The 20,524-nt window shown below is 70.0% G+C and carries 17 protein-coding genes; 12 read left to right on the forward strand and 5 right to left on the reverse strand.

Annotated features, from left to right (window positions below; all coding sequences use genetic code 11):
- Positions 1–4: 4 nt before the first annotated feature.
- The 4 genes from AC3WLF_RS30215 to AC3WLF_RS30230 all read right to left on the reverse strand — a co-directional run bounded on the left by AC3WLF_RS30215 (position 5) and on the right by AC3WLF_RS30230 (position 3,345).
- Positions 5–610 carry an EF-hand domain-containing protein gene (locus AC3WLF_RS30215; protein ID WP_492359243.1) on the reverse strand — a complete coding sequence of 202 codons (606 nt, stop codon included), beginning with the start codon at positions 608–610 and terminating at the stop codon, positions 5–7.
- A 152-nt stretch (positions 611–762) separates the two neighbouring features.
- Positions 763–1,464, reverse strand: coding sequence for a type II secretion system protein N (locus AC3WLF_RS30220; protein WP_492359244.1), 702 nt, complete (start codon positions 1,462–1,464; stop codon positions 763–765).
- A 114-nt stretch (positions 1,465–1,578) separates the two neighbouring features.
- Positions 1,579–2,799, reverse strand: coding sequence for a globin domain-containing protein (locus AC3WLF_RS30225; protein WP_492321667.1), 1,221 nt, complete (start codon positions 2,797–2,799; stop codon positions 1,579–1,581).
- Between the two features lie 93 nt (positions 2,800–2,892).
- Positions 2,893–3,345: an RrF2 family transcriptional regulator gene (locus AC3WLF_RS30230; RefSeq protein ID WP_492321668.1), complete on the reverse strand. Its 453-nt coding sequence runs from the start codon at positions 3,343–3,345 to the stop codon at positions 2,893–2,895.
- A gap of 218 nt (positions 3,346–3,563) precedes the next feature.
- Between AC3WLF_RS30230 and gspG the strand changes: the two genes are divergently transcribed.
- The 11 genes from gspG (at position 3,564) to gspF (ending at position 15,101) form a co-directional block, all read left to right on the forward strand.
- A complete protein-coding gene (gspG, locus tag AC3WLF_RS30235) occupies positions 3,564–4,031 on the forward strand; it encodes a type II secretion system major pseudopilin GspG (protein WP_010813455.1) in 468 nt (155 codons plus the stop codon).
- Between the two features lie 29 nt (positions 4,032–4,060).
- Complete coding sequence (locus AC3WLF_RS30240) at positions 4,061–4,561, forward strand: GspH/FimT family pseudopilin (protein WP_492321669.1); 501 nt, start codon at positions 4,061–4,063, stop codon at positions 4,559–4,561.
- A complete protein-coding gene (gene gspI, locus AC3WLF_RS30245) occupies positions 4,558–4,980 on the forward strand; it encodes a type II secretion system minor pseudopilin GspI (protein ID WP_492321670.1) in 423 nt (140 codons plus the stop codon). Before AC3WLF_RS30240 ends, gspI begins: the two co-directional genes overlap by 4 nt.
- Positions 4,958–5,662, forward strand: a complete 705-nt coding sequence (locus AC3WLF_RS30250; RefSeq protein ID WP_492359245.1) for a PulJ/GspJ family protein — start codon at positions 4,958–4,960, stop codon at positions 5,660–5,662. The genes gspI and AC3WLF_RS30250 overlap by 23 nt, the downstream gene beginning before the upstream one ends.
- Positions 5,659–6,699 carry a type II secretion system minor pseudopilin GspK gene (gene gspK / locus AC3WLF_RS30255; RefSeq protein ID WP_492359246.1) on the forward strand — a complete coding sequence of 347 codons (1,041 nt, stop codon included), beginning with the start codon at positions 5,659–5,661 and terminating at the stop codon, positions 6,697–6,699. Before AC3WLF_RS30250 ends, gspK begins: the two co-directional genes overlap by 4 nt.
- Positions 6,700–6,969: 270 nt before the next feature.
- The gene (gene gspL / locus AC3WLF_RS30260; RefSeq protein ID WP_492321673.1) at positions 6,970–8,397 is read left to right on the forward strand and encodes a type II secretion system protein GspL; all 1,428 of its coding nucleotides are present in this window, start codon (positions 6,970–6,972) and stop codon (positions 8,395–8,397) included.
- An 18-nt stretch (positions 8,398–8,415) separates the two neighbouring features.
- Complete coding sequence (locus tag AC3WLF_RS30265) at positions 8,416–9,024, forward strand: type II secretion system protein M (RefSeq protein ID WP_492321674.1); 609 nt, start codon at positions 8,416–8,418, stop codon at positions 9,022–9,024.
- Positions 9,024–9,833, forward strand: coding sequence for a type II secretion system protein N (gene gspN, locus AC3WLF_RS30270; RefSeq protein WP_492321675.1), 810 nt, complete (start codon positions 9,024–9,026; stop codon positions 9,831–9,833). Before AC3WLF_RS30265 ends, gspN begins: the two co-directional genes overlap by 1 nt.
- A 34-nt stretch (positions 9,834–9,867) precedes the next feature.
- Positions 9,868–12,306: a type II secretion system secretin GspD gene (gene gspD, locus AC3WLF_RS30275; protein ID WP_492321680.1), complete on the forward strand. Its 2,439-nt coding sequence runs from the start codon at positions 9,868–9,870 to the stop codon at positions 12,304–12,306.
- 8 nt (positions 12,307–12,314) lie between these two features.
- A complete protein-coding gene (gspE, locus tag AC3WLF_RS30280; protein WP_492321676.1) occupies positions 12,315–13,868 on the forward strand; it encodes a type II secretion system ATPase GspE in 1,554 nt (517 codons plus the stop codon).
- A 15-nt stretch (positions 13,869–13,883) separates the two neighbouring features.
- Positions 13,884–15,101 (forward strand): type II secretion system inner membrane protein GspF, encoded by a 1,218-nt coding sequence (gene gspF, locus AC3WLF_RS30285; RefSeq protein ID WP_492321677.1) that lies wholly within the window; start codon positions 13,884–13,886, stop codon positions 15,099–15,101.
- An 81-nt stretch (positions 15,102–15,182) separates the two neighbouring features.
- Here the strand turns inward: gspF and AC3WLF_RS30290 are convergent, their stop codons facing one another.
- The gene (locus AC3WLF_RS30290; protein WP_492352465.1) at positions 15,183–16,466 is read right to left on the reverse strand and encodes an NYN domain-containing protein; all 1,284 of its coding nucleotides are present in this window, start codon (positions 16,464–16,466) and stop codon (positions 15,183–15,185) included.
- 347 nt (positions 16,467–16,813) lie between these two features.
- On the opposite strand from AC3WLF_RS30290, the gene AC3WLF_RS30295 reads away from it, so the two are divergent.
- Positions 16,814–20,407 carry an indolepyruvate ferredoxin oxidoreductase family protein gene (locus AC3WLF_RS30295; protein WP_492359247.1) on the forward strand — a complete coding sequence of 1,198 codons (3,594 nt, stop codon included), beginning with the start codon at positions 16,814–16,816 and terminating at the stop codon, positions 20,405–20,407.
- The last annotated feature ends 117 nt before the right edge of the window (positions 20,408–20,524 follow it).

The following is a 20,524-nucleotide window of genomic DNA, read 5'->3' on the forward strand; positions in this document are numbered from 1 at the left end:
CCGGTCAGCCGCCGCTGGTGGACGGGGCGCCCGGTGCCGCGGGCGCCGGCTGGCTGCCCGGTGCCGCCTGGTCACGCGGGCCGCGGTCGCCGCGGTGCGAATGGTCGCGGTGCATCTTTTCCATGCCGGCGCGGATTTCGTCGCGGGTCAGCTTGCCGTCGCGGTTGGCGTCGAGCTGGTCGAAGCGCTTGGCCAGGCGCGGCAGGCCGGCGTTGGCCTCAGCCTTGGTCAGCGCGCCGTCGCCGTTCTTGTCGGCAGCCTTGAACTTCTCGTCGAACGCTGCCTGCATGCGCGCATGGCGCTCGGCCATGGTGGCCTTGCGGTGCGCGTCCATCTCGGCCTTGTCGATCTTGCCGTCGCGGTTGGTGTCGAGCTTGTTGAACCAGGCGTCGGCTTCCGCCTTGGAGATCGCGCCATCGCCGTCGGTATCGATTGCCTTCATCCACATGCCGCCACCGTGGTGGTGATGGTGACCCATGCCGGGCTTGGCGGCTGGCGCAGCGGATGGTGCGGGGGCGCTGGCCTGGGCAAATGCGCCACCGGCGACCAGGAGGGCGGCCGATGCGGCCAGGAACTGCTTCAGGATCTGCGGCTTGTGATTGCGTTGCATGTCTTGCTCCTTTTCATCACGTTTGGCATGTACGGATTAGAACGCAGACGATGCGGGGAAGTTGGCGCTTTTAATACGATGTTACCGGGCTCACAGAAAGGCCCGCGCGCCGTAAGGGAACGCAAGCAAGCGCGAATATTTGGCGCCCGGAATCAGTCCTTCGGCGCCAGTTGGCCTTCGCCGGCCGCCTGCGGCGCCATCGCCGGCTGGTACTGGCGCGGATCGACCGGTTGCGGCTGCGGTTGGGCGGGCTGGGCCTGTTGTGCTGGCGCCTGGCCTTGCGGCTGCTGGGCCGGTGCGGCGGGCTGGCTCACTACCGGCGCCGGGGGCGGCATCGGCGTTGCCATCGGTGCCGCGGCGCCGGCGGGCGGCGTGGGCAAGGCACCGGCCGCTGCCGGTGCGCCGCGCGTGGCACCGGCCTGCAGCGGCAGCACGATTTCCTGGCGCACGCCGCTGCGCTCGATCACCACCGCACGCTGGCGGATCTCCGCCAGCCGGATCTGCGGCGACAGCTCGGCGCCGGCGCGCACCGCCTTGGGCGGGCCGCCATCGATCGACACGATTGCCGCGCCCGCACCGCCATCCACCTCGGCCACCACGCCGATCAGCTGCACGTCGCGCGGGCCACCCTGCGCCGAGCCGCCGAACAGCGTCGCGACCGCGCCGGTCTCGACCGCCTCGGTCTGGGCCACGCGCGCGCTCTGCGGCACCGGGATGGTACGCATCGCGCTGAAGGCCAGCACCCAGTGGGTGGCGAGCGCACACAGCGCGATAAACAGCACCAGGCTGGCCAGGCGCGGCAGCCAGGGCGCGGAGGCATCGAAACGGAGCGAAGGCCGGAGGGACAGTTGCATGGGATCGGGACCCTGGATGCCCACAGGGCGGGCAATGGCGCGTGAGCGCGGACGCGCCAAGCCTACCAGAGCCCCATGACACTGTCTGCCGTGCCGGTGCCGCGCCGCCGACCCTTAGAGCAGGTCGTCGAGCAGGTCCGGCCCGAACACCTCGCGCTCGATATGCGCCACCGGCACGCCTGCGCTGACCAGCGCATGGCGCTGCGCCTGCATGAAGCCGAGCGGTCCGCACAGGTAAAAGCTGCCGTCGACAAAGCGCTGCAGGTCAGGCTGGCGCAGCAGTTCGGCCACCGGCATGGTGCCGGCGTGGTCGTAGTCGCGACCGGCGACATCGCCCGCTTGCGGGGTTTCATAGCTGATGTGCGTGGCCAGCTGCGGCAGGCGCTCGCGCGCCCATTGCAGGTCGGCGCGATGGGCGTGATGGCGGCCGTCGCGCGCGGCATGGGCAAACAGCACCTGGCGCTGCGAGCGCTGCGCGGCCAGCGTGCGCAGCACCGACAGCATCGGCGTGATGCCGATGCCGGCCGACAGCAGCACCAGCGGACGGCGGCCGTCGAGCGCCGGCGTGAACTCGCCGAACGGCGCGCTCACCTTGAGTTCAGTGCCCTCCTGGGCATTGGCGTGCAGCCAGTTGGACACGGCGCCGGCCGGGGTGCTGCGGTCACCCGCCTCGCGCTTGACCGAGATGCGCCAGGTCGGCAGCCCGCTTTCGGCCGACAGCGAATACTGGCGCAGCTGGCGCTGGCCATCGTCCAGGCGCGCCTCGACGCTGATGTACTGGCCTGGACGGAACGCACGCAGCGGCTGGCCGTCGGCGGCAGCCAGCGTCAGCGCCACCACCTGGTCGCCCTGCGCCTCGCGCCGCACCACGCGCACCGGCGTCAGCTCGCCGGCGGCCACGCCGGTGCGCTGGTACAGGCGCGCCTCGGCGGCGATCAGCTCGCCGGCCAGCAACCAGTAGGCCTCGTCCCAGGCGGCCAGCAGCGGCGGCGTGGCGGCCTCGCCCAGCACCGCGGAGATGGCGCCCAGCAGGTGGCGGCCGACGATCGGGTAGTGCGAAGGCGTCAGGCCTACGGCCGCATGCTTGTGGACGATGCGCTCGAGCACCGGCCCAAGCGCCGCCGCGTTATCGATATTGGCCGCATAGGCGAACACGGCCGAAGCCAGCGACTGCTGCTGGCTGCCGTTGGCCTGGTTGCCCATGTTGAAAATCTGCGTCAGCTCGGGCCGGTCCGCGAACATCTCGCGGTAGAAATGCGTGGTGATGGCCAGGCCGTGCTCGCGCAGCACGGGGACGCTTGCATCGATATAGGGGCGGGAAGCGGCGGACAGCATCAGGAAACACTCCGTTCTAAATCATGCAAATTAAATGCATGTTTTTGCTCAAAATAAAACCGGCTCTCGCCGGCCCGCGCGGACAGGATCCGCTCAGGCCGAACGCCGGTTCAGGAAATCGCGATGCAGGCGGATGATCGACTCGGCCGTCTGGCTGCCGGTGACATCGGCCAGCGTGACGTCGTCCAGGGCAACGTAGAAAGCCTGCTCGGCCACGTCCAGCGCGCGCTTCAGGCGGCAGTTGCCGTTCAGCGCACAGGGCGGGTTGTCGCAGTCGATCACCGCCTTGTGCCCTTCCAGCTCGCGCAGGATGGTGCCGATGGTCAGCCGCTCCGCGCCGGGCCCCAGCTGCAGGCCGCCGTGGCGGCCGCGCGTGGCGCTGATCCAGCCCAGCTTCGACAGCCGCGCCGCCACCTTGACGAGGTGGTTGTGCGAGATGCCGAACTGCTGCCCCACCTCGGCAATGGTGATCGGCCGGCTGCCGTCGCCACGGGCGACGTACATCAGCAGGCGCAACGCATAGTCGGAAAAGCGGGTCAGTTGCATCGTGACGCCATCTTAAAAAAGATGCATCCAGGATGCAAGTTATTTGGCTGCCGAATGCACGTTCCCAGTAGCTGTGATCCGGATCAGACTTTGCCGAGGTGCCGAAGGGGCCGCCCATAAAACAGTCATGTGGCGCCGGTTATACTGACTGGCGAACCCGGCCCGCCGCCCCCTCACTGGTGCGGGCCCAGCCATTCAAGCCAAGAGGTCCACCGACGATGCGCAGATTCACTCCCCAGATTGCCAGCCCCGCCCGCTCCGTGCGCGCCCGCCGTGCGCGCGGCTTCACCCTGATCGAGATCATGGTCGTGATCGTGATCCTTGGCGTGCTGGCGGCGCTGGTGGTGCCCAAGATCATGAGCCGTCCGGACGAGGCCCGCATCGTGGCCGCGCGCCAGGACATCTCGTCGGTCATGCAGGCGCTCAAGCTGTATCGCCTGGACAACAGCCGCTACCCCACCACCGAACAGGGCCTGGCCGCGCTGGTGGCCAAGCCCACCACCGAGCCCGTGCCCAACAACTGGAAGGGCGGCGGCTACCTGGAAAAGCTGCCCAAGGATCCCTGGGGCCATCCGTACCAGTACCTGAACCCGGGCGTGCGCGGCGAGATCGACGTGTTCAGCTTCGGCGCCGACGGCCAGGCCGGCGGCAACGGCAACGACGCCGACATCGGCAACTGGGAATAAGCGCAGCCCCGCCGCCGCCCCCTGCAACCATGACCACGGCGCCGCGCCGCCGCGCGCCCGGCCCCCGGCGCCGCGGCTTTACGCTGCTCGAGCTGCTGGTGGTCATGGTGATCGCCGGCATCGTGATCTCGCTGGTGGCGGTCAACGCCTCGCCCAATGAACGGAGCCGCGTGCTCGACGACGGCCAGCGCATCGCGCGGCTGTTCGAGCTGGCGCAGGAAGAGGCGCAGCTTGGCGCCCGCCCGCTCGCCTGGGAGGGCGATGCCAGCGGCTGGCGCTTCCTGGAATCGACCCCCAACGGCTGGATCCCCATGCGTACCGACGTGTTTGCCCCGGGCCACTGGCGCCTGGCGCTGGACCAGGTCATCGTCGCCGAAGGGGGCCGCAGCACCGGCACCAGCAGCCCGCCCCGGCTCATCTTCGGGCGCGAGCTGATCGATGCCCCGCAGCGGCTGATCCTGGTGCGCGGCGATATCCGCGTGGACGTTGCCGGCGACGGCAGCGGCCGCTATTTCGCCAGCACGCCATGAAACCCTGCCCTCGCGCTTTGCCCCGCCCGGCCCGGCGCGGGCGCCGCACCGGCTTCACGCTGATCGAAGTGCTGGTGGCGCTGACCATCCTGGCAGTCGCGCTGACCGCGGCGATGCGCGCGATGGGCTCGATGGTCGATGCCAGCGCTTCGCTGCAGGCGCGCATGCTGGCCGAGTGGAGCGCCGAGAACCACCTGGCCGCGCTGCGCCTGGCCAAGACCTGGCCCGAGCCCGGCGTCAGCGGCTATGCCTGCCCGCAGGGCGGCACGCCGCTGTATTGCGAGCAATCCGTCTCGGGCACGCCCAATCCCGTTTTCCGCCGCGTCGAGATCGCGGTCTACCCGTCCGCCACGGACAAGTCCGTACGCCTGGCATGGCTGGTCACCATAGTCCCCAATGAAACCCGCAACGTGCTCTGAGCGCCGCCGCCCGCGCCAGCCCGGCGGCTTCACGCTGCTGGAGATGCTGGTCGCCATCACGCTGCTGGCGGTGATGGCGGTGATCGGCTGGCGCGCGCTGGACAGCCTGACGCGCAGCCGCGAGCGCCTCACCGACCACGATGCGCGCCTGGACGCGCTGAAGGTGCTCTACGGCCAGCTCCAGGCAGACTGCGAGCACCTGGCCAACCCCACGCTGCTGCAGGCCAGCCCGGTCGAGATCGGCCAGAACCGGCTGCTGCTGGTGCGCGACCGCCGCGACGAAGGCCAGCCGCCGACCTGGCAGGCGCTGTCGTACCAGCTCGACGGCAATACCCTGGTGCGCGTAGCCGCGCCGCCGGTGAACAGCCGCGCCGGCCTGCAGTCGGCCCTGCTGGCGCTGCGCCAGGGCGGCGGCAACACCGCGCAGGTGCGGCGCGTGCTGGCCGACGTGGACGGCGTCAGCACGCGCGCATGGGTGGAGCCCGCCGGCTGGCAGGCCGACAGCGGGCGCATCCGCAACGTGCTGTTCACAGGCAACGCCGCCAGCGCCGTGGCCGCCTCCGCGCCCGGCGCCGCGCTGCCCAACACCGCGGTGCGCGCGGTGGAACTGACCATCTTCGCCCGCATGGGCGACGGCGATGCGCCGCGGCAGTTCCAGAAGATCTGCATGACCGGGCTATGAGGCAAGCCAGCCGCCCGCCTCGCCTGGCGCCGTTGCGCCGCCGCCCGCGCGGCGCGGCCGTGGTCACCGCGCTGCTGATCGTGACGCTGGCCGTGGTGGTGGTGTCCGGCATGCTGTGGCGCCAGCAGGTACAGATCCGCGCCATCGAGAACCAGCGGCTGCTGGCCCAGGCCACCTGGATCGAGCGCGCCGCCGTGGACTGGGCGCGGCTGATCCTGCGCGACGACCAGCGCCGCACCAACGTCGACGAACTGGGCGAGCCGTGGGCGGTGCCGATCGCCGAGACACGGCTGTCGGACTTCCTCGGCGCGGCACTGCGCACCGACGTCGCGGGCGAGACCTCGTTCCTGTCGGGCCGCATCCTGGATGCGCAGGCGCGCCTGAACCTGGCCAACCTGGTGATATGGACCGCCACTGGCGGCGCAGACGGCCAGCCAGGCCGCGCGGCCTCGGTCGACCCGGCGGCGCTGGCCGCATACCGCCGCCTGCTGCAGACGGTCGGCCTGAACCCGGAGCTGGCCGAGACCACGGCGCGCTACATGCTGCAGGCCGCGCAGGGCGGCGATGCCAGCGGGCAGCCGGCGCCGCGCCCGCTGGACAGCGTGCAGGGGCTGATGGCGCTGCCCGGCTACACGCCGGAGATGGTGGCGGTGCTGGAGCCCTTTGTCACCGTGCTGCCCGAGCGCACGCCGGTCAACGCCAACACCGCCGAGGCCGAGGTGCTGGCCGCGGTCATCAACAAGCTACCGCTGGAGCGCGCGCGCGAACTGGTGCGCCAGCGCGACCGCGCCTACTTCAACAACCTGGGCAACCTGCAGACCCAGCTGGCCGCGGTGGCGCCGCAGGCGGATGCCGCCAACCTCGGCAACCTGCTCGACGTGCGCACGCACTACTTCCTGGTCTACGGACTGGTGCGGCACGAGCGCGCCACCCGGCTGCAGGTGTCGCTGGTCTTCCGCGGCGAGCCGCTGGGTACGGCCAACACCACCCGCGTGGTCTGGATCCAGGATGCGGACCGGCTGCCGGACCTGCGCTAGGCGGCGCCCACCAGGCCAGGCGACAGGCCGAATTTGCACGCGCAGGCAACCGGGGAGAATGGTATTGACGCGGTTTAGTCACACAGGCAAGGTATGCTGCGGCGCTGGCGCGAGCGTGGCACCAGCCTACCCGCCGCCGTCCGGCCTTCCTGGCCGCCCGCCGGCGTCCCCGCACCCCGGCATGTTTCCGACTCCGGGGCGATCCGGGGCGCATCCCAACCGGCCATGCGCCTGCCCGAGCCGTTCCATTGACGCCAAAGCAAGGAAACCTTGAGCACCACCCTGTACGTCCGCCTGCCACACCGGCCGCATGACCAGCCGCAACCGTGGCAGTTCGGCACCCTGCCGTTCGCGCTGGTGCGCACTGCCACGGCCGATACGGCGCGGCGTGGCCAGGCCCGTGCGACGCCGGAAGTGTTGCGCGAAGGCCACGCCCGCATCGCTGACCTGCCCGCGGCCGAGCGCCTGGTGCTGATCCTCGCCGCCAGCGACGTACTGCTGACCACCGCTAGCGTGCCGCCGCTGCCGCCCGCCCGTTTGAAACAGGCGCTGCCCAACCTGGTCGAGGACGCGCTCGCGACCGAGGCGCAGCCGTGCCATATCGGCGTGGGCCCTGCCCTCGACGGCAGCGCCGCGCGCGGACCGCGCCAGCGGCTGCTGATGGTGGCCGACCGCGCCTGGCTGCGCGCCGTGCTCGACGCCTTTGCCGAACACCGCCACCGGCGCCGCCATGTACTGGCCGCGCAGCTGTGCGTGCCGCTGGCTTCCGCCGCCGAAGCCAGCACCGAGCCGTCACTGGCGAGCGCCGACGCGCCGCCGCCGGCGGCCGCGCTGGTGGTCGAAGCCGCCGCCAGCGCCCTGGCCCGGAGCGCCGAGTTGGGCGATGAGTTAGGCGGCGAGCTGCCCGGCACCGGCTCCGACGCCGCGCGCCAGTGGCAACTGACCGTGCGCACCGGCGCACACGCCGGCTACGGGTTGCTGCTGGGCGACGATGCCCTGGCCGCGTGGCAGGCGCTTGCGCCCGCCGGCACCTGGTATGCCGATGCCGACGCTGCCGACGCGGCGCCGGTACCCGATCTGCGCCAGGCTGCCCGCGCCAGCTGGCACCTGTGGATAGAAGGCGCGCAGGAATGCCTGCGCGAGCCGGCGCTGGACCTGGCGCAGTTTGAATTCGCGCAGGGCCGGGCCGACCGTTGGAATTTGGTGGCATGGCGCTTGCCGCTGGCATTGCTGGCGGGCATCGTGCTGGTGCAGGTCATTGGCATGAACACGCACTGGCTGCTGCTGCGGCGCGAGCAGCAGCGGCTGGAAGCCGCGCAGCTGCAGGCGCTGCGCGGCGCCTTCCCGCAGATCCAGACCGTGCTCGACGCGCCGCTGCAGATGCGGCGGCAGGTCGAGCAGCTGCGCACCGCCAGCGGCCGCAGCACACCGGAAGACTTCCTGCCGCTGGCCGACCGCTTTGCCCAGGCCGCGCGCAGGCTGCCGCCCGACGCGCTGCAGGCGCTGGAATACCGCGGCCGCATGCTGGTGGTGACGCTCAAGCCGGGCACGGACACGGCCGGACTGCGCAGCGCCGCGCGCCAGGCCGGGCTGCAGATGGAAGAAGACAAGACCGGAGGTGCCGCTGGCAGTACCAGCAGCAGCGCAGGCACCCCGGTGACGCCCGGCTCGCGCTGGACCGTCAGGCCCGGCCTGTAAGCGGGCCCACCAGCAAGCATGAATCCGATGAAAGACACAGTCCGAAGCCAGACGCCACGCGCCAGCCGGCCAGGCGCGACCTCTGCGCTGCGCACGCGCCTGGCGCGGCTACGCCCGTCCGTGCCGCAGGCGTGGCAGGAGCGCTTCAACGCCTTCTGGTTGGCGCGCAACCCGCGCGAACAGGCCATCCTGGCCGGCGGCGGCGCCCTGCTGGCGCTGGTGATCGGGTACCTGGTGCTGTGGGAGCCAGCCGCCGACGGCCGCGAGCGCCTGGCGCGCAACCTGCCCAAGCTGCGCGCCGACCTGGCCGAAATGGAATCCCTGGCTCAGGAAGCCCGCGGCCTGAAGGCCACGCCGGCGCCGTCGCTGCGCGGTGACGCGCTCACGCAGGCGCTGCAGGACAGCCTGGGCCAGCACGGCCTGAAGGCGACCCGGCTGGCCGCCGGCGCCGACAACAGCGTGCAGGTGCAGCTGGACAAGGTGCCGTTCGGCGCGGTCAGCGGCTGGCTGCAGGACGTGCGCCAGCAGCAGCGCATGAAGGTGATCGACGCCCGTATCGTCTATGTCGGCGCCACGGCGCTGGTGAACGTCAGCGCGACCCTGCAGGGTCCGGGCGGCCGCAGCTGATGGTACGGCTGGAAACGCTGCGCCTGCCGCGCCGCAAGCTGCGCCAGCCGGCCGCATGGCGGCGTCTGCGCTGGCTGGGGCTTGGCCTGGCGAGCGCCGCGGTGACCGTGGTGGCGATGCTGCCGGCGGCATGGATCGCCGCGCGCGTGGCCACGCAGACGCAGGGACGGGTACTGCTCGCCGATGCCAGCGGCTCGCTCTGGCATGGCAGCGCCACGCTGGCGCTGTCGGCCGGCGCCGGCAGCCAGACCGCGACCGTGCTGCCGGGCCGGCTGCAATGGACGCTGGCGTTCTGGCCGCTGCTGGGCGGCAGCGCGCGCCTGGTGGTGAGCCACTCCGAGGCCATGGCCGCGCCGGTCGCCATCACCGTGACACCCGGCGGCTGGAGCGCGCAGGCAGGCGCCATGCGGCTGCCCGCGGCGCTGCTCGAAGGCATCGGCGCGCCGTTCAATACGCTGCGCCCGGACGGCCTGATGCGCGTGGACTGGTCCACGCTGCAGGGCCGCTTTTCGGGCCAGGGCATGAGCGGCCATATGACGCTGCGCATCGAACAGGTGTCGTCGGCCGTGAGCCGGCTGCGCCCGCTGGGCAGCTACCGCGCCGAGCTCGACTGGACCGGCGAGGCTGGCGGCAAGCTGCAGCTGAGCACCATCGCCGGGCCGCTGCACCTGGAGGGCAGCGGCACGCTGGGGCGGCAGGCGCGCTTCGAGGGCACCGCGCACGCCGAGCCCGAAGCGGCAACCCAACTGACCAGCCTGCTGAGCCTGCTGGGACGACGAGACAACCATGTGACAAGGCTGCGCTTCTGATGCCAGGCCAATCCAGGAGCGCCCGGAAATGACTATGAAAACCCACGCCATCCGACCTGTTTTCCATACCGCCTGCGCCCGCGCCGTGGCCCTGCTGTGCGGGCTCTCGCTGCTGGCGCCCGCGCCGTTGTGGGCCCAGTCCGGCGCGCGCACCGGCACCCCGCCCGCGCCGCCCGACATCACGCCGTCCAACCGCGACCAGGTGGTGCTGAACTTCGTCAACGCCGACCTGGATTCGGTGATCAAGGCGGTCGGCCAGGCCACCGGCAAGAACTTCGTGATCGACCCGCGCGTGAAGGGCACGGTCAACCTGGTCACCGAGCAGCCGGTCTCGCGCGCGCAGGCGCTGCAGACGCTGGGTTCGGTGCTGCGCATGCAGGGCTATGCCATGGTCGAGAGCAACGGCTTCACCAAGGTCGTGCCCGAGGCCGACGCCAAGCTGCAGGGCTCGCCCACGGTGATCGGCGCCAGCCCCAGCCGCGGCGACCAGGTGGTGACGCAGGTGTTCCGGCTGAACTATGAATCGGCCAACAACCTGGTGCCGGTGCTGCGGCCGATGATCGCGCCGAACAACACCATCACCGCCTACCCGGCCAACAACACGCTGGTCATCACCGACTACGCCGACAACCTGCGCCGGCTGGCGCGCATCATCGCCGCGGTCGATGCGCCGGCCTCGGGCGAGGTCGAGCTGGTGCCGCTCAAGCACGCGCTGGCCAGCGATACCGCGGCGGTGCTGCAAAAGCTGCTCGACCCCGCCGCCGCGGGCGCCGCCGGCGGCGGCGCCCCGGGAGCCGATGCCAGCCTGCGCACCTCGGTGGTGGCGGAGCCGCGCAGCAATTCGCTGATGATCCGCGCCACCAGCCGCGCGCGCCTGCAGCAGGCGCGCCACCTGATCGAGAAGCTCGACCAGCCCTATGCACGCCCGGGCAATATCTGGGTAGTGCCGCTGAAGAACGCCGATGCGGTCAAGCTGGCGGCCACGCTGCGCGCCATCGTCGCCGCCGACAGCAGCTTCGCCAGCGCCACCCAGCCCGGCGGGCAGGCCGGCGGCATCGGCGGCGCGGCGGGCATGACCAATGTCTCGACGCCTGCCGGCGGGCAGTTCACCGGCGGCGCCACCGGCACCCAGGCCAGCATGCGCGGCGGCACCGGCGCGTCCGGAGGCACGGGCGGCGCCTATGGCAACTCGGCCTTCGCCGCGTCGTTCGGCACCAGCACCCAGCCGACCACCGGCGGCATCATCCAGGCCGACCCGTCCACCAACTCGCTCATCATCACCGCCAGCGAACCGGTCTACCGCAACCTGCGCGGCGTCATCGACGACCTCGATGCGCGCCGCGCGCAGGTCTACATCGAATCGATGATCGTCGAGGTGACCTCCACGCAGGCCAGCGAGCTCGGCATCCAGTGGCAGGGCCTGATCAGCTCGCCGGGCGGCAACAACAACGTCTTTGCCGGCACCAACTTCGGCACCGGCGGACAGAACATCCTGAACCTGACCCTGGCCGGGGCGCTGGCCGACAGCAACCGCACCGCCGGCATCGCCGCGGCGCAGGGGCTGGTGCAGGACATCGGCGGCCTCAACCTGGGCATCGTCAACAAGGCCATGGGGCTGGGCGCGCTGTTGCGCGCGCTGGGCTCCAACGGCAGCGTCAACCTGCTGTCCACGCCGAACCTGATCACGCTGGAGAACGAGGAAGCCAAGATCCTGATCGGCCAGAACATCCCGATCACCACCGGCTCCTATGCCCAGACCGGCGGCGCGGCCTCGGTCACGCCGTTCCAGACCTTCGACCGCAAGGACGTGGGCATCACGCTGCGCGTGAAACCGCAGATCACCGACGGCGGGCTGGTGAAGATGCAGATCTTCCAGGAATCGTCGAACGTGGTGCAGGCGACCGCCAACCTGATCCAGGGCCCGACCACCAATGTGCGCTCGATCGAGACCAATGTGCTGGTCGACGACGGCCAGATCATCGTGCTGGGCGGCCTGATCGAGGACTCGTACGGCGACGGCGTGCAGAAGGTGCCGCTGCTGGGCGACATCCCATGGATCGGCGGCCTGTTCCGCTACGAGAACAAGAACCGCGCCAAGACCAACCTGCTGGTGTTCCTGCGCCCCTATGTGATGCGCACGGCCGGCGCCGCCGACCGCCTGACGCAGGACCGCTACGACTATATGCGCGCGCAGCAGCAGGGCTTTGTTTCGCCTAACATCATGGTGCGTGATACCAACACGCCGTTGCTGCCGCCGGCCGACGCCCCGTCCACGCCGTTCGTCGATCCGCGTGCAAACGGTCCGCTTGCCGCCCCGCTGCCGCTGCAGCAGACCCTTCCGCAGAATGCCCCGCAGCCCGGCGTGCCGGGCCAGCCACAGCCCATGCAGCCGGCACCGCAGCAGCTGCCGCAACCACCGGCGAACGCACTCCAGCCGCTGAACCCGCGCGGCGAGTCTGCGCTCCAGAACTAAGCCCCGACATGGCCAGCGAAGTCCAAACTGCCCTGCCCGCCGGCGCCAGCGCGCCGGCCGAGACCCTGGAGCCGCCCTCGCCGATGGCGGCGCGGCTGGTCTCGTACGGCTTTGCGCGCGAGGCGCCGCTGCTGGTCGCGCACCAGCGCCCTGACGGACTGGAAGTCTGGGTGACCCGCGCCACCTCTCCGACCGCGCTGGCCGAGGTCGCGCGCGTGCATGGCGCGCTGCGCCTGCGCGTGCTGGAGCCCGACGCGCTGGAGCGCGCCATGGCCGATGCCTACAACCGCCAGGACGCCGGCAGCGCCGCGCAGGTGGTGGGAGAAGTAGAGGGCGAGGTCGACCTGTCGCGCCTGATGCAGGACATCCCGGCGGTGGAGGACCTGCTTGAATCCGAGGACGACGCGCCGATCATCCGCATGATCAATGCGCTGCTGACGCAGGCCGCGCGCGAAGGCGCCTCGGATATCCATATCGAGCCGTTCGAGTCGTCGTCGGTGGTGCGCTTCCGCGTCGACGGCACGCTGCGCGACGTGGTGCGGCCGAAAAAGGCGCTGCACGGCGCACTGATCTCGCGCATCAAGATCATGGCGCAGCTCGACATCGCCGAGAAACGCCTGCCGCAGGACGGCCGCATCACGCTGCGCGTGGGCGGGCGCCCGGTCGACGTGCGGGTCTCGACCCTGCCCACCGGCCATGGCGAGCGCGCGGTGCTGCGCCTGCTGGACAAGGAAGCGGGCCGGCTCGACCTGGCCAAGCTGGGCATGGCGCCCGGCACGCTGCGCGGCTTCGACCACCTGATCCGCCAGCCGCACGGCATCGTGCTGGTGACCGGGCCGACCGGCTCGGGCAAGACCACCACGCTGTATGCGGCGCTGTCGCGGCTGGATGCGCGCACCACCAACATCATGACGGTGGAAGACCCGATCGAGTACGACCTGGACGGCATCGGCCAGACCCAGGTCAACGCGCGCATCGACATGACTTTCGGCAAGGCCCTGCGCGCGATCCTGCGCCAGGATCCGGACGTGGTCATGATCGGCGAAATCCGCGACCTGGAAACCGCGCAGATCGCGGTGCAGGCCTCGCTGACCGGCCACCTGGTGCTGGCCACGCTGCACACCAACGACTCGGCCTCGGCGGTGACGCGGCTGGTCGACATGGGGATCGAGCCGTTCCTGCTGTCGTCTTCGCTGCTGGGGGTGCTGGCGCAGCGGCTGGTACGCCGCCTGTGCCAGCACTGCAAGCGCGAGGAGGTGATCGAGGTCACTGCCGCCGAGGCCGAGGTGCTGCACGCGCAGGGCAAGCCGCTGCAGACCGTGTGGCACCCGGTGGGCTGCGACAAATGCGGCCAGTCCGGGTACCAGGGGCGCATGGGCGTCTATGAGCTGCTGACCGTCGGTGACGAGATCCGCACCATGATCCACCGGCAGGCGCCGGAGTCCGAGATCAAGCAGGTGGCGCTGGCGCACGGCATGCACACCATGCGCGGCGACGCGCAGCGCTGGGTCGACAGCGGCGCGACCTCGCTTGAGGAAGTGCTGCGCGTGACGCGCGACTAAAGCGGAGCCGCCCGGATGCCAGCCTTCCGCTATGAAGCCGCCGACGCCGCCGGCAAGACCGACCGCGGCGTGATCGAGGCCGACAGCCCGCGCCAGGCGCGCTCGCAGCTGCGCGCGCGCGGGCTGACACCGCTGACCGTCGACCCGCTCGCCGGTGCCGGCCTGGCGCCGCGCAGCGGCAGCCAGCTGTTTGCGCGCAAGCTGTCGACGCAGGAACAGGCGCTGTTCACGCGCCAGCTGGCCAGCCTGATCGTGGCCGGGCTGCCGCTGGACGAGGCGCTGGGGGCACTGGCCGACCAGGCCGAGCGCGCCTATGTGCACGAGCTGCTGGCCGGCATCCGCGCCGAGGTGATGGGCGGCAGCTCGCTGTCGGTGGCGCTGGCCCAGCATCCGCGCGACTTCCCCGACATCTACCGTGCGCTGGTCTCGGCCGGCGAGCACTCCGGCCACCTGGGACTGGTGCTGGAGCGGCTGGCGGGCTATATCGAGTCACGCAACACCCTGACCTCCAAGATCCGGCTGGCCTTCACCTACCCCGCCATCGTCACGGTGGTGGCGTTCGCCATCGTGATCTTCCTGCTGTCGTACGTGGTGCCGCAGGTGGTGAGCGTGTTCGCCAATACCAAGCAGAAGCTGCCGATGCTGACCATCATCATGCTGGCGCTGTCGGACTTCGTGCGGAATTGGTGGTGGGCAGCGCTGGCGGTGCTGGCGGCGGCAGCGTTCACGATCCGCCGCGTGCTGAAGCAGCCCGCGGTGCGGCTGGAATGGCACCGCTGGCTGCTGACCGCGCCGCTGCTGGGCAAGCTGATCCGCGGCTACAACACCGCGCGGTTCGCCGGCACGCTGGCGATCCTGGTGTCGGCCGGCGTGCCGATCCTGCGCAGCCTGCAGGCGGCGGGCGAGACGCTGACCAACGAGGCGCTGCGCGCCAACGTGGAAGACGCCAACACGCGCGTGCGCGAAGGCGCCTCGCTGGCGCGCGCGCTGGCGGCGCAGAACCAGTTCCCGCCGGTGCTGGTGCACCTGATCCGCTCCGGCGAGGCCACCGGCAACCTGCCGGTGATGCTGGACCGCGCCGCGCAGGGCGAGGCGCAGGAACTGGAACGCCGCACGCTGTTCCTGACCAGCCTGCTGGAGCCGCTGCTGATCCTGACCATGGGCGTGGTGGTGCTGCTGATCGTGCTGGCAGTGCTGATGCCGATCATCGAGATCAACCAGCTGGTGCGGTAAGGACCTCTGCCAAAGAAAACGCCGGCGCGAAGCCGGCGTTTTCTTTGGCGGGTAAGGCCGGCATTGCGCCGGCCAGCCACATCACTCCGCTTTCTTGGCCGGGCGCTTGCGCGTCTTCCTGGCCGGTGCCCGGGCGGGCGCCGCCTCGGCAGCGGCTGCCTCCGGCTGGTGCTGGGCCTCTGGCTGCGCTTCAACCTGCGCCGACAGCACCGTCGTGCCCGGCGCGGCAAAGATCGACTGGTCGATTGGCCACGGGGTTTCGCTCAGCGTCACGTCAGGGCGGCGCGTGGCGCGCTTGCGTGCGGGGCGGGCCTTGGACTCAGCCTGCGGCGCTGCCTCCGCCACTGGCTCGGCCATCGGTTCCGGCTCGACCACTTCGGCGGCGACGACGGAAAGCTCGATCTCGGGTTCGCGCACTGGCACCGGCTCGGGCGCCGCCTCTGGCTGGGCCACGACGGGCGCAGGCGGATCCGCGGGCACGGGCGCCGGTGCCGGCTGGCGGCGTGCTTCAGGCGGCGCCGGACGCTGCTGCTGTTGCTGTTGCGGCTGGTGCTGCGACTGCTGCTGGCCGCGGCCATCGCCCTCGCCACCGCCCTTGGCGCGCTTCTTCAGGCGCACCCAGATGGTCTTGTTGTTGCCGCCGTTGCGGGTCTCGACCTCGAACAGGCCGGTGGCCTGCACCAGCTCCGAAAGCTTGCCGTACCCGTAGTTGCGCGAGTCGAATTCCGGCGCCTGCTTGGCGATGTGGTTGCCCATGCTGCCCAGCGTCAGCCAGCCGTCCTCGTCCGACACCGCCTGCGCCGCACTCTGCAGCAGGCGCACCAGGCGCGAGTCCTGGCGCAGCTCGCCGGTGCTGCGCTTGCGCGTGGGCGCGGCAGCCCCGTCGACGCCTTCGGCCCCTTCCGTATCCGCGTCGGCGCGCAGCACGTCGGAGTAGATGAACTTGTCGCAGGCGGTGACAAAGGGCTTGGGGGTCTTGCGTTCGCCGAAGCCATAGACGGTCAGCCCCTGCTCGCGGATGCGCGAGGCCAGCCGGGTGAAGTCGCTGTCGCTGGAGACGATGCAGAAGCCGTCGAAGCGCCCGGTGTACAGCAGGTCCATGGCGTCGATGATCATGGCGCTGTCGGTGGCGTTCTTGCCCACGGTGTAGCGGAACTGCTGGATCGGCTGGATCGAGTGCGACAACAGCCGCTCCTTCCAGCCGGCCAGGTTGGGCCGGGTCCAGTCGCCATAGATGCGCTTGACGGCGGCCACGCCGTACTTGGCGACCTCGGCCAGCAGGCCCTCGACAATGGCGGGCGCCGCGTTGTCGGCATCGATCAGCACGGCCAGGGTCGCGGTGCCCTGGCGGGGGGAATTGGTCATGTTCAGGTAGTCACTGGTTTGCCCGTCCCGTGCGTGCATCAGGACGGCAATCGGAAATCAGGTTGCACCAGGCTGGCTGTGCAGATGTGGCGCATCGCAGGCAGCCCGGCAGCGGCACGGGCCATCTCGATGCAACGCAGTGTACACGCGAACCCCTGTCCATACGGGAAATCACGGGCGCGGCGGGCACGCTTTGTGCTGCATTGCAAGGTACCGCCGATTTTGTGGCGGTGCTACCATGCCGCGCAGAGACACGACCGTCCAACACCTTCACAAGAGGTCATGAGGCGGTCGCCCACAACTGTAGGTGTCGGTGATCCCGACAGCACGCCCATAGAGGAGCACCTATGAATGCCCCCCTGACCTCCCCGGTCAGCGACGCCATCCGCCGCGCGCTCGAAAACGTTTCCCTCGAAGACAAATACACGCTGGAGCGTGGCCGCATCTATATCAGCGGCACGCAGGCCCTGGTACGCCTGCCGATGCTGCAGCAGGAGCGCGACCGCGCCGCCGGGCTGAACACCGCCGGCTTTATCTCCGGCTACCGGGGCTCGCCGCTGGGCGCGCTGGACCTGTCACTGTGGAAGGCCAAGAAGCACCTCGCCGCGCACCACATCGTGTTCCAGGCCGGCCTCAATGAGGACCTGGCCGCGACCTCGGTATGGGGGTCGCAGCAGGTGAACATGTACCCGGACGCCAAGTTCGATGGCGTGTTCGGCATGTGGTACGGCAAGGGGCCGGGCGTGGACCGTACCGGGGACGTGTTCAAGCACGCGAACTCGGCGGGATCGTCGAAGCACGGCGGCGTGCTGGTGCTGGCCGGTGACGACCACTCGGCCAAGTCCTCGACGCTGGCGCACCAGTCCGAGCACATCTTCAAGGCCTGTGGCCTGCCGGTGCTGTACCCGTCGAACGTGCAGGAGTACCTGGACTACGGCCTGCACGGCTGGGCCATGAGCCGCTACTCCGGACTATGGGTGGCGATGAAGTGCGTGACCGACGTGGTGGAATCGTCGGCCTCGGTGGAGCTGGATCCGCACCGCGTGCAGATCGTGCTGCCCGACGACTTCATCATGCCGCCGGGCGGCCTGAACATCCGCTGGCCGGACCCGCCGCTGGAACAGGAAGCGCGCCTGCTCGACTACAAGTGGTATGCGGGCCTGGCCTATGTGCGCGCCAACAAGATCGACCGCATCGAGATCGATTCGCCGCACGCGCGCTTCGGCATCATGACCGGCGGCAAGGCTTACCTGGACACGCGCCAGGCGCTGGCCGACCTGGGCCTGGACGATGCCACCTGCTCGCAGATCGGCATCCGCCTGTACAAGGTCGGCTGCGTGTGGCCGCTGGAGGCGCACGGTGCGCGCGCCTTTGCCGAAGGCCTGCAGGAAATCCTGGTGGTCGAAGAGAAGCGCCAGATCATGGAGTACGCGCTCAAGGAAGAGCTGTACAACTGGCGCGACGACGTGCGCCCCAAGGTCTACGGCAAGTTCGACGAAAAGGACAATGCGGGCGGCGAATGGTCGATCCCGCAAAGCAACTGGCTGCTGCCGGCGCACTATGAGCTGTCCCCGGCGATCATCGCCAAGGCCATCGCCACGCGGCTGGACAAGTTCGAGCTGCCGATCGACGTGCGCGCGCGCATCACTGCGCGCCTGGCCATCATCGAGGCCAAGGAAAAGGCGTTGGCCACGCCGCGCGTGACCGCCGAGCGCAAGCCGTGGTTCTGCTCGGGCTGCCCGCACAACACCTCGACCAATGTGCCCGAAGGCTCGCGCGCGCTGGCCGGCATTGGCTGCCACTACATGACGGTGTGGATGGACCGTAATACCAGCACCTTCAGCCAGATGGGCGGCGAAGGCGTGGCCTGGATCGGCCAGGCGCCGTTCGCGGGCGACAAGCACGTGTTCGCCAACCTGGGCGACGGCACCTACTTCCACTCCGGGCTGCTGGCAATCCGCGCGTCGATCGCGGCCAACGTCAACATCACCTACAAGATCCTGTACAACGATGCGGTGGCGATGACCGGCGGCCAGCCGGTGGACGGCCAGCTGTCGGTGCGGGACATCGCGTGGCAGGTGCACAGCGAAGGCGCGAAGAAGATCGTCATCGTCAGCGACCAGCCGGAGAAGTACAACGGCGCAATCAAGCTGCCCGAAGGCATCGCCATCTATCACCGCGATCAGCTCGACAGCGTGCAGCGTGAGCTGCGCGAGGTGCCGGGCTGCTCCATCCTGATCTACGACCAGACCTGCGCCACCGAGAAGCGCCGCCGCCGCAAGCGCGGCACGATGGAGGATCCGCAACGCCGCGCCTTTATCAACGACGCGGTGTGCGAAGGCTGCGGCGACTGCTCGGTCAAGTCCAACTGCCTGTCGGTGGAACCGCTGGAAACGGATTTCGGCACCAAGCGCCAGATCAACCAGTCGTCGTGCAACAAGGACTTCTCGTGCGTGAACGGCTTCTGCCCGAGCTTTGTCACGGCCGAAGGCGCGCAGGTGCGCAAGCCCGAGCAGCACGGCGTGTCGATGGACACCCTGCCCGCGCTGCCTGAGCCGGAACTGCCGCCGATCCGCCGCGCCTACGGCATCCTGGTGACCGGCGTGGGCGGGACCGGCGTGGTGACCATCGGCGGCCTGCTCGGCATGGCCGCGCACCTGGAGAACAAGGGCGTCACCGTGCTCGACATGGCGGGCCTGGCGCAGAAAGGCGGCGCGGTGCTGTCGCACGTGCAGCTGGCCGCGCGCCCGGACGACCTGCACGCCACCCGTATCGCCATGGGCGAGGCGGACCTGGTGATCGGCTGCGATGCGATCGTGTCGGCCACCGACGAAGTCATCTCCAAGACCCAGGCCGGCCGCACCCGCGCCGTGGTCAACACGGCGCAGACGCCGACCGCCGACTTCATCAAGAACCCGAAGTGGCAGTTCCCCGGCCTGTCGGCCGAGCAGGACGTGCGCACCGCGGTGGGCGAGAAGTGCGAGTTCATCAACGCCTCGGGTCTCGCCGTCGCGCTGCTGGGCGACGCGATCTACACCAACCCGCTGGTGCTGGGCTACGCCTGGCAGAAGGGCTGGATCCCGCTGACGCTGCAGGCACTGGAGCGCGCCATCGAACTCAACGGCGTCGCCGTCGAGAAGAACAAGGCCGCGTTCGACTGGGGCCGCCATATGGCGCACGACCCCGAGCACGTGCTGTCGCTGACCGGCAAGCTGAAGAACACCGCGGAAGGCGCGGAAGTGGTCAAGCTGCCGACTTCGAGCGGCGCGATGCTGGAGAAGCTGATCGCCCGGCGCATGGAACACCTGATGGCCTACCAGGATGCCGCGTACGCGCGCACCTACCGCGAAGCCATCGACCGCGTGCGCGCGGCCGAGAGCACGCTGGCTGGCAGCGGCAAGGCGCTGCCGCTGACCGAGGCCGCGGCGCGCAACCTGGCCAAGCTGATGGCGTACAAGGACGAGTACGAGGTGGCGCGGCTTTACACCGACCCTGTCTTCCTCGACAAGCTGCGTGCGCAGTTCGAAGGCGAGCCGGGCAAGGACTACCAGCTCAACTTCTGGCTGGCACCGCCGATGACCTCAAAGCGCGATGACAAGGGCCACCTGGTCAAGCGCAAGTTTGGGCCGTCGACGATGAAGCTGTTCCGCGTGCTGGCCAAGCTGAAGGGCCTGCGCGGCGGTGCCTTCGACATCTTCGGCAAGACCGAGGAGCGCCGCAGCGAGCGCGCGCTGATCGGCGAGTACCGTGCCTTGCTGGATGAACTGGTGGCGGGCCTCAATGCCGCCAACTACGACACCGCGGTGACCCTGGCCAACCTGCCGGACGATATCCGTGGCTTCGGGCATGTGAAGGAAAACAACCTGAAGGCAGTGCGTGGGCGCTGGGCCAAGCTGCTGGAGCAGTTCCGCCATCCGGAGACGGCGCAGCGCGCGGCCTGATGCGTGCTGTTCCTCCCCTCTCCCGCTTGTACAGACCGGGGACATGGGTAACAGGTGTTCGGAGACATAGGTGACACGTGACCTGCGCGCATCATGATGCGCGCAGGTCAAGTTCTC

It is taken from the genome of Cupriavidus sp. FW306-01-F10A, from assembly GCF_058782785.1.

Excerpts from the sequence above, each read along its gene's own strand:
- gspK (WP_492359246.1), top strand. The coding sequence starts at position 5,659 with ATGAGGCAAGCCAGCCGCCCGCCTCGCCTGGCGCCGTTGCGCCGCCGC.
- gspI (WP_492321670.1), top strand. The coding sequence starts at position 4,558 with ATGAAACCCTGCCCTCGCGCTTTGCCCCGCCCGGCCCGGCGCGGGCGC.
- gspN (WP_492321675.1), top strand. The coding sequence starts at position 9,024 with ATGGTACGGCTGGAAACGCTGCGCCTGCCGCGCCGCAAGCTGCGCCAG.
- AC3WLF_RS30290 (WP_492352465.1), bottom strand. The coding sequence starts at position 16,466 with ATGACCAATTCCCCCCGCCAGGGCACCGCGACCCTGGCCGTGCTGATC.
- AC3WLF_RS30230 (WP_492321668.1), bottom strand. The coding sequence starts at position 3,345 with ATGCAACTGACCCGCTTTTCCGACTATGCGTTGCGCCTGCTGATGTAC.
- AC3WLF_RS30265 (WP_492321674.1), top strand. The coding sequence starts at position 8,416 with ATGAATCCGATGAAAGACACAGTCCGAAGCCAGACGCCACGCGCCAGC.
- AC3WLF_RS30215 (WP_492359243.1), bottom strand. The coding sequence starts at position 610 with ATGCAACGCAATCACAAGCCGCAGATCCTGAAGCAGTTCCTGGCCGCA.
- AC3WLF_RS30295 (WP_492359247.1), top strand. The coding sequence starts at position 16,814 with ATGAATGCCCCCCTGACCTCCCCGGTCAGCGACGCCATCCGCCGCGCG.
- AC3WLF_RS30225 (WP_492321667.1), bottom strand. The coding sequence starts at position 2,799 with ATGCTGTCCGCCGCTTCCCGCCCCTATATCGATGCAAGCGTCCCCGTG.
- gspD (WP_492321680.1), top strand. The coding sequence starts at position 9,868 with ATGAAAACCCACGCCATCCGACCTGTTTTCCATACCGCCTGCGCCCGC.
- AC3WLF_RS30220 (WP_492359244.1), bottom strand. The coding sequence starts at position 1,464 with ATGCAACTGTCCCTCCGGCCTTCGCTCCGTTTCGATGCCTCCGCGCCC.
- gspE (WP_492321676.1), top strand. The coding sequence starts at position 12,315 with ATGGCCAGCGAAGTCCAAACTGCCCTGCCCGCCGGCGCCAGCGCGCCG.
- AC3WLF_RS30250 (WP_492359245.1), top strand. The coding sequence starts at position 4,958 with ATGAAACCCGCAACGTGCTCTGAGCGCCGCCGCCCGCGCCAGCCCGGC.
- AC3WLF_RS30240 (WP_492321669.1), top strand. The coding sequence starts at position 4,061 with ATGACCACGGCGCCGCGCCGCCGCGCGCCCGGCCCCCGGCGCCGCGGC.
- gspG (WP_010813455.1), top strand. The coding sequence starts at position 3,564 with ATGCGCAGATTCACTCCCCAGATTGCCAGCCCCGCCCGCTCCGTGCGC.
- gspF (WP_492321677.1), top strand. The coding sequence starts at position 13,884 with ATGCCAGCCTTCCGCTATGAAGCCGCCGACGCCGCCGGCAAGACCGAC.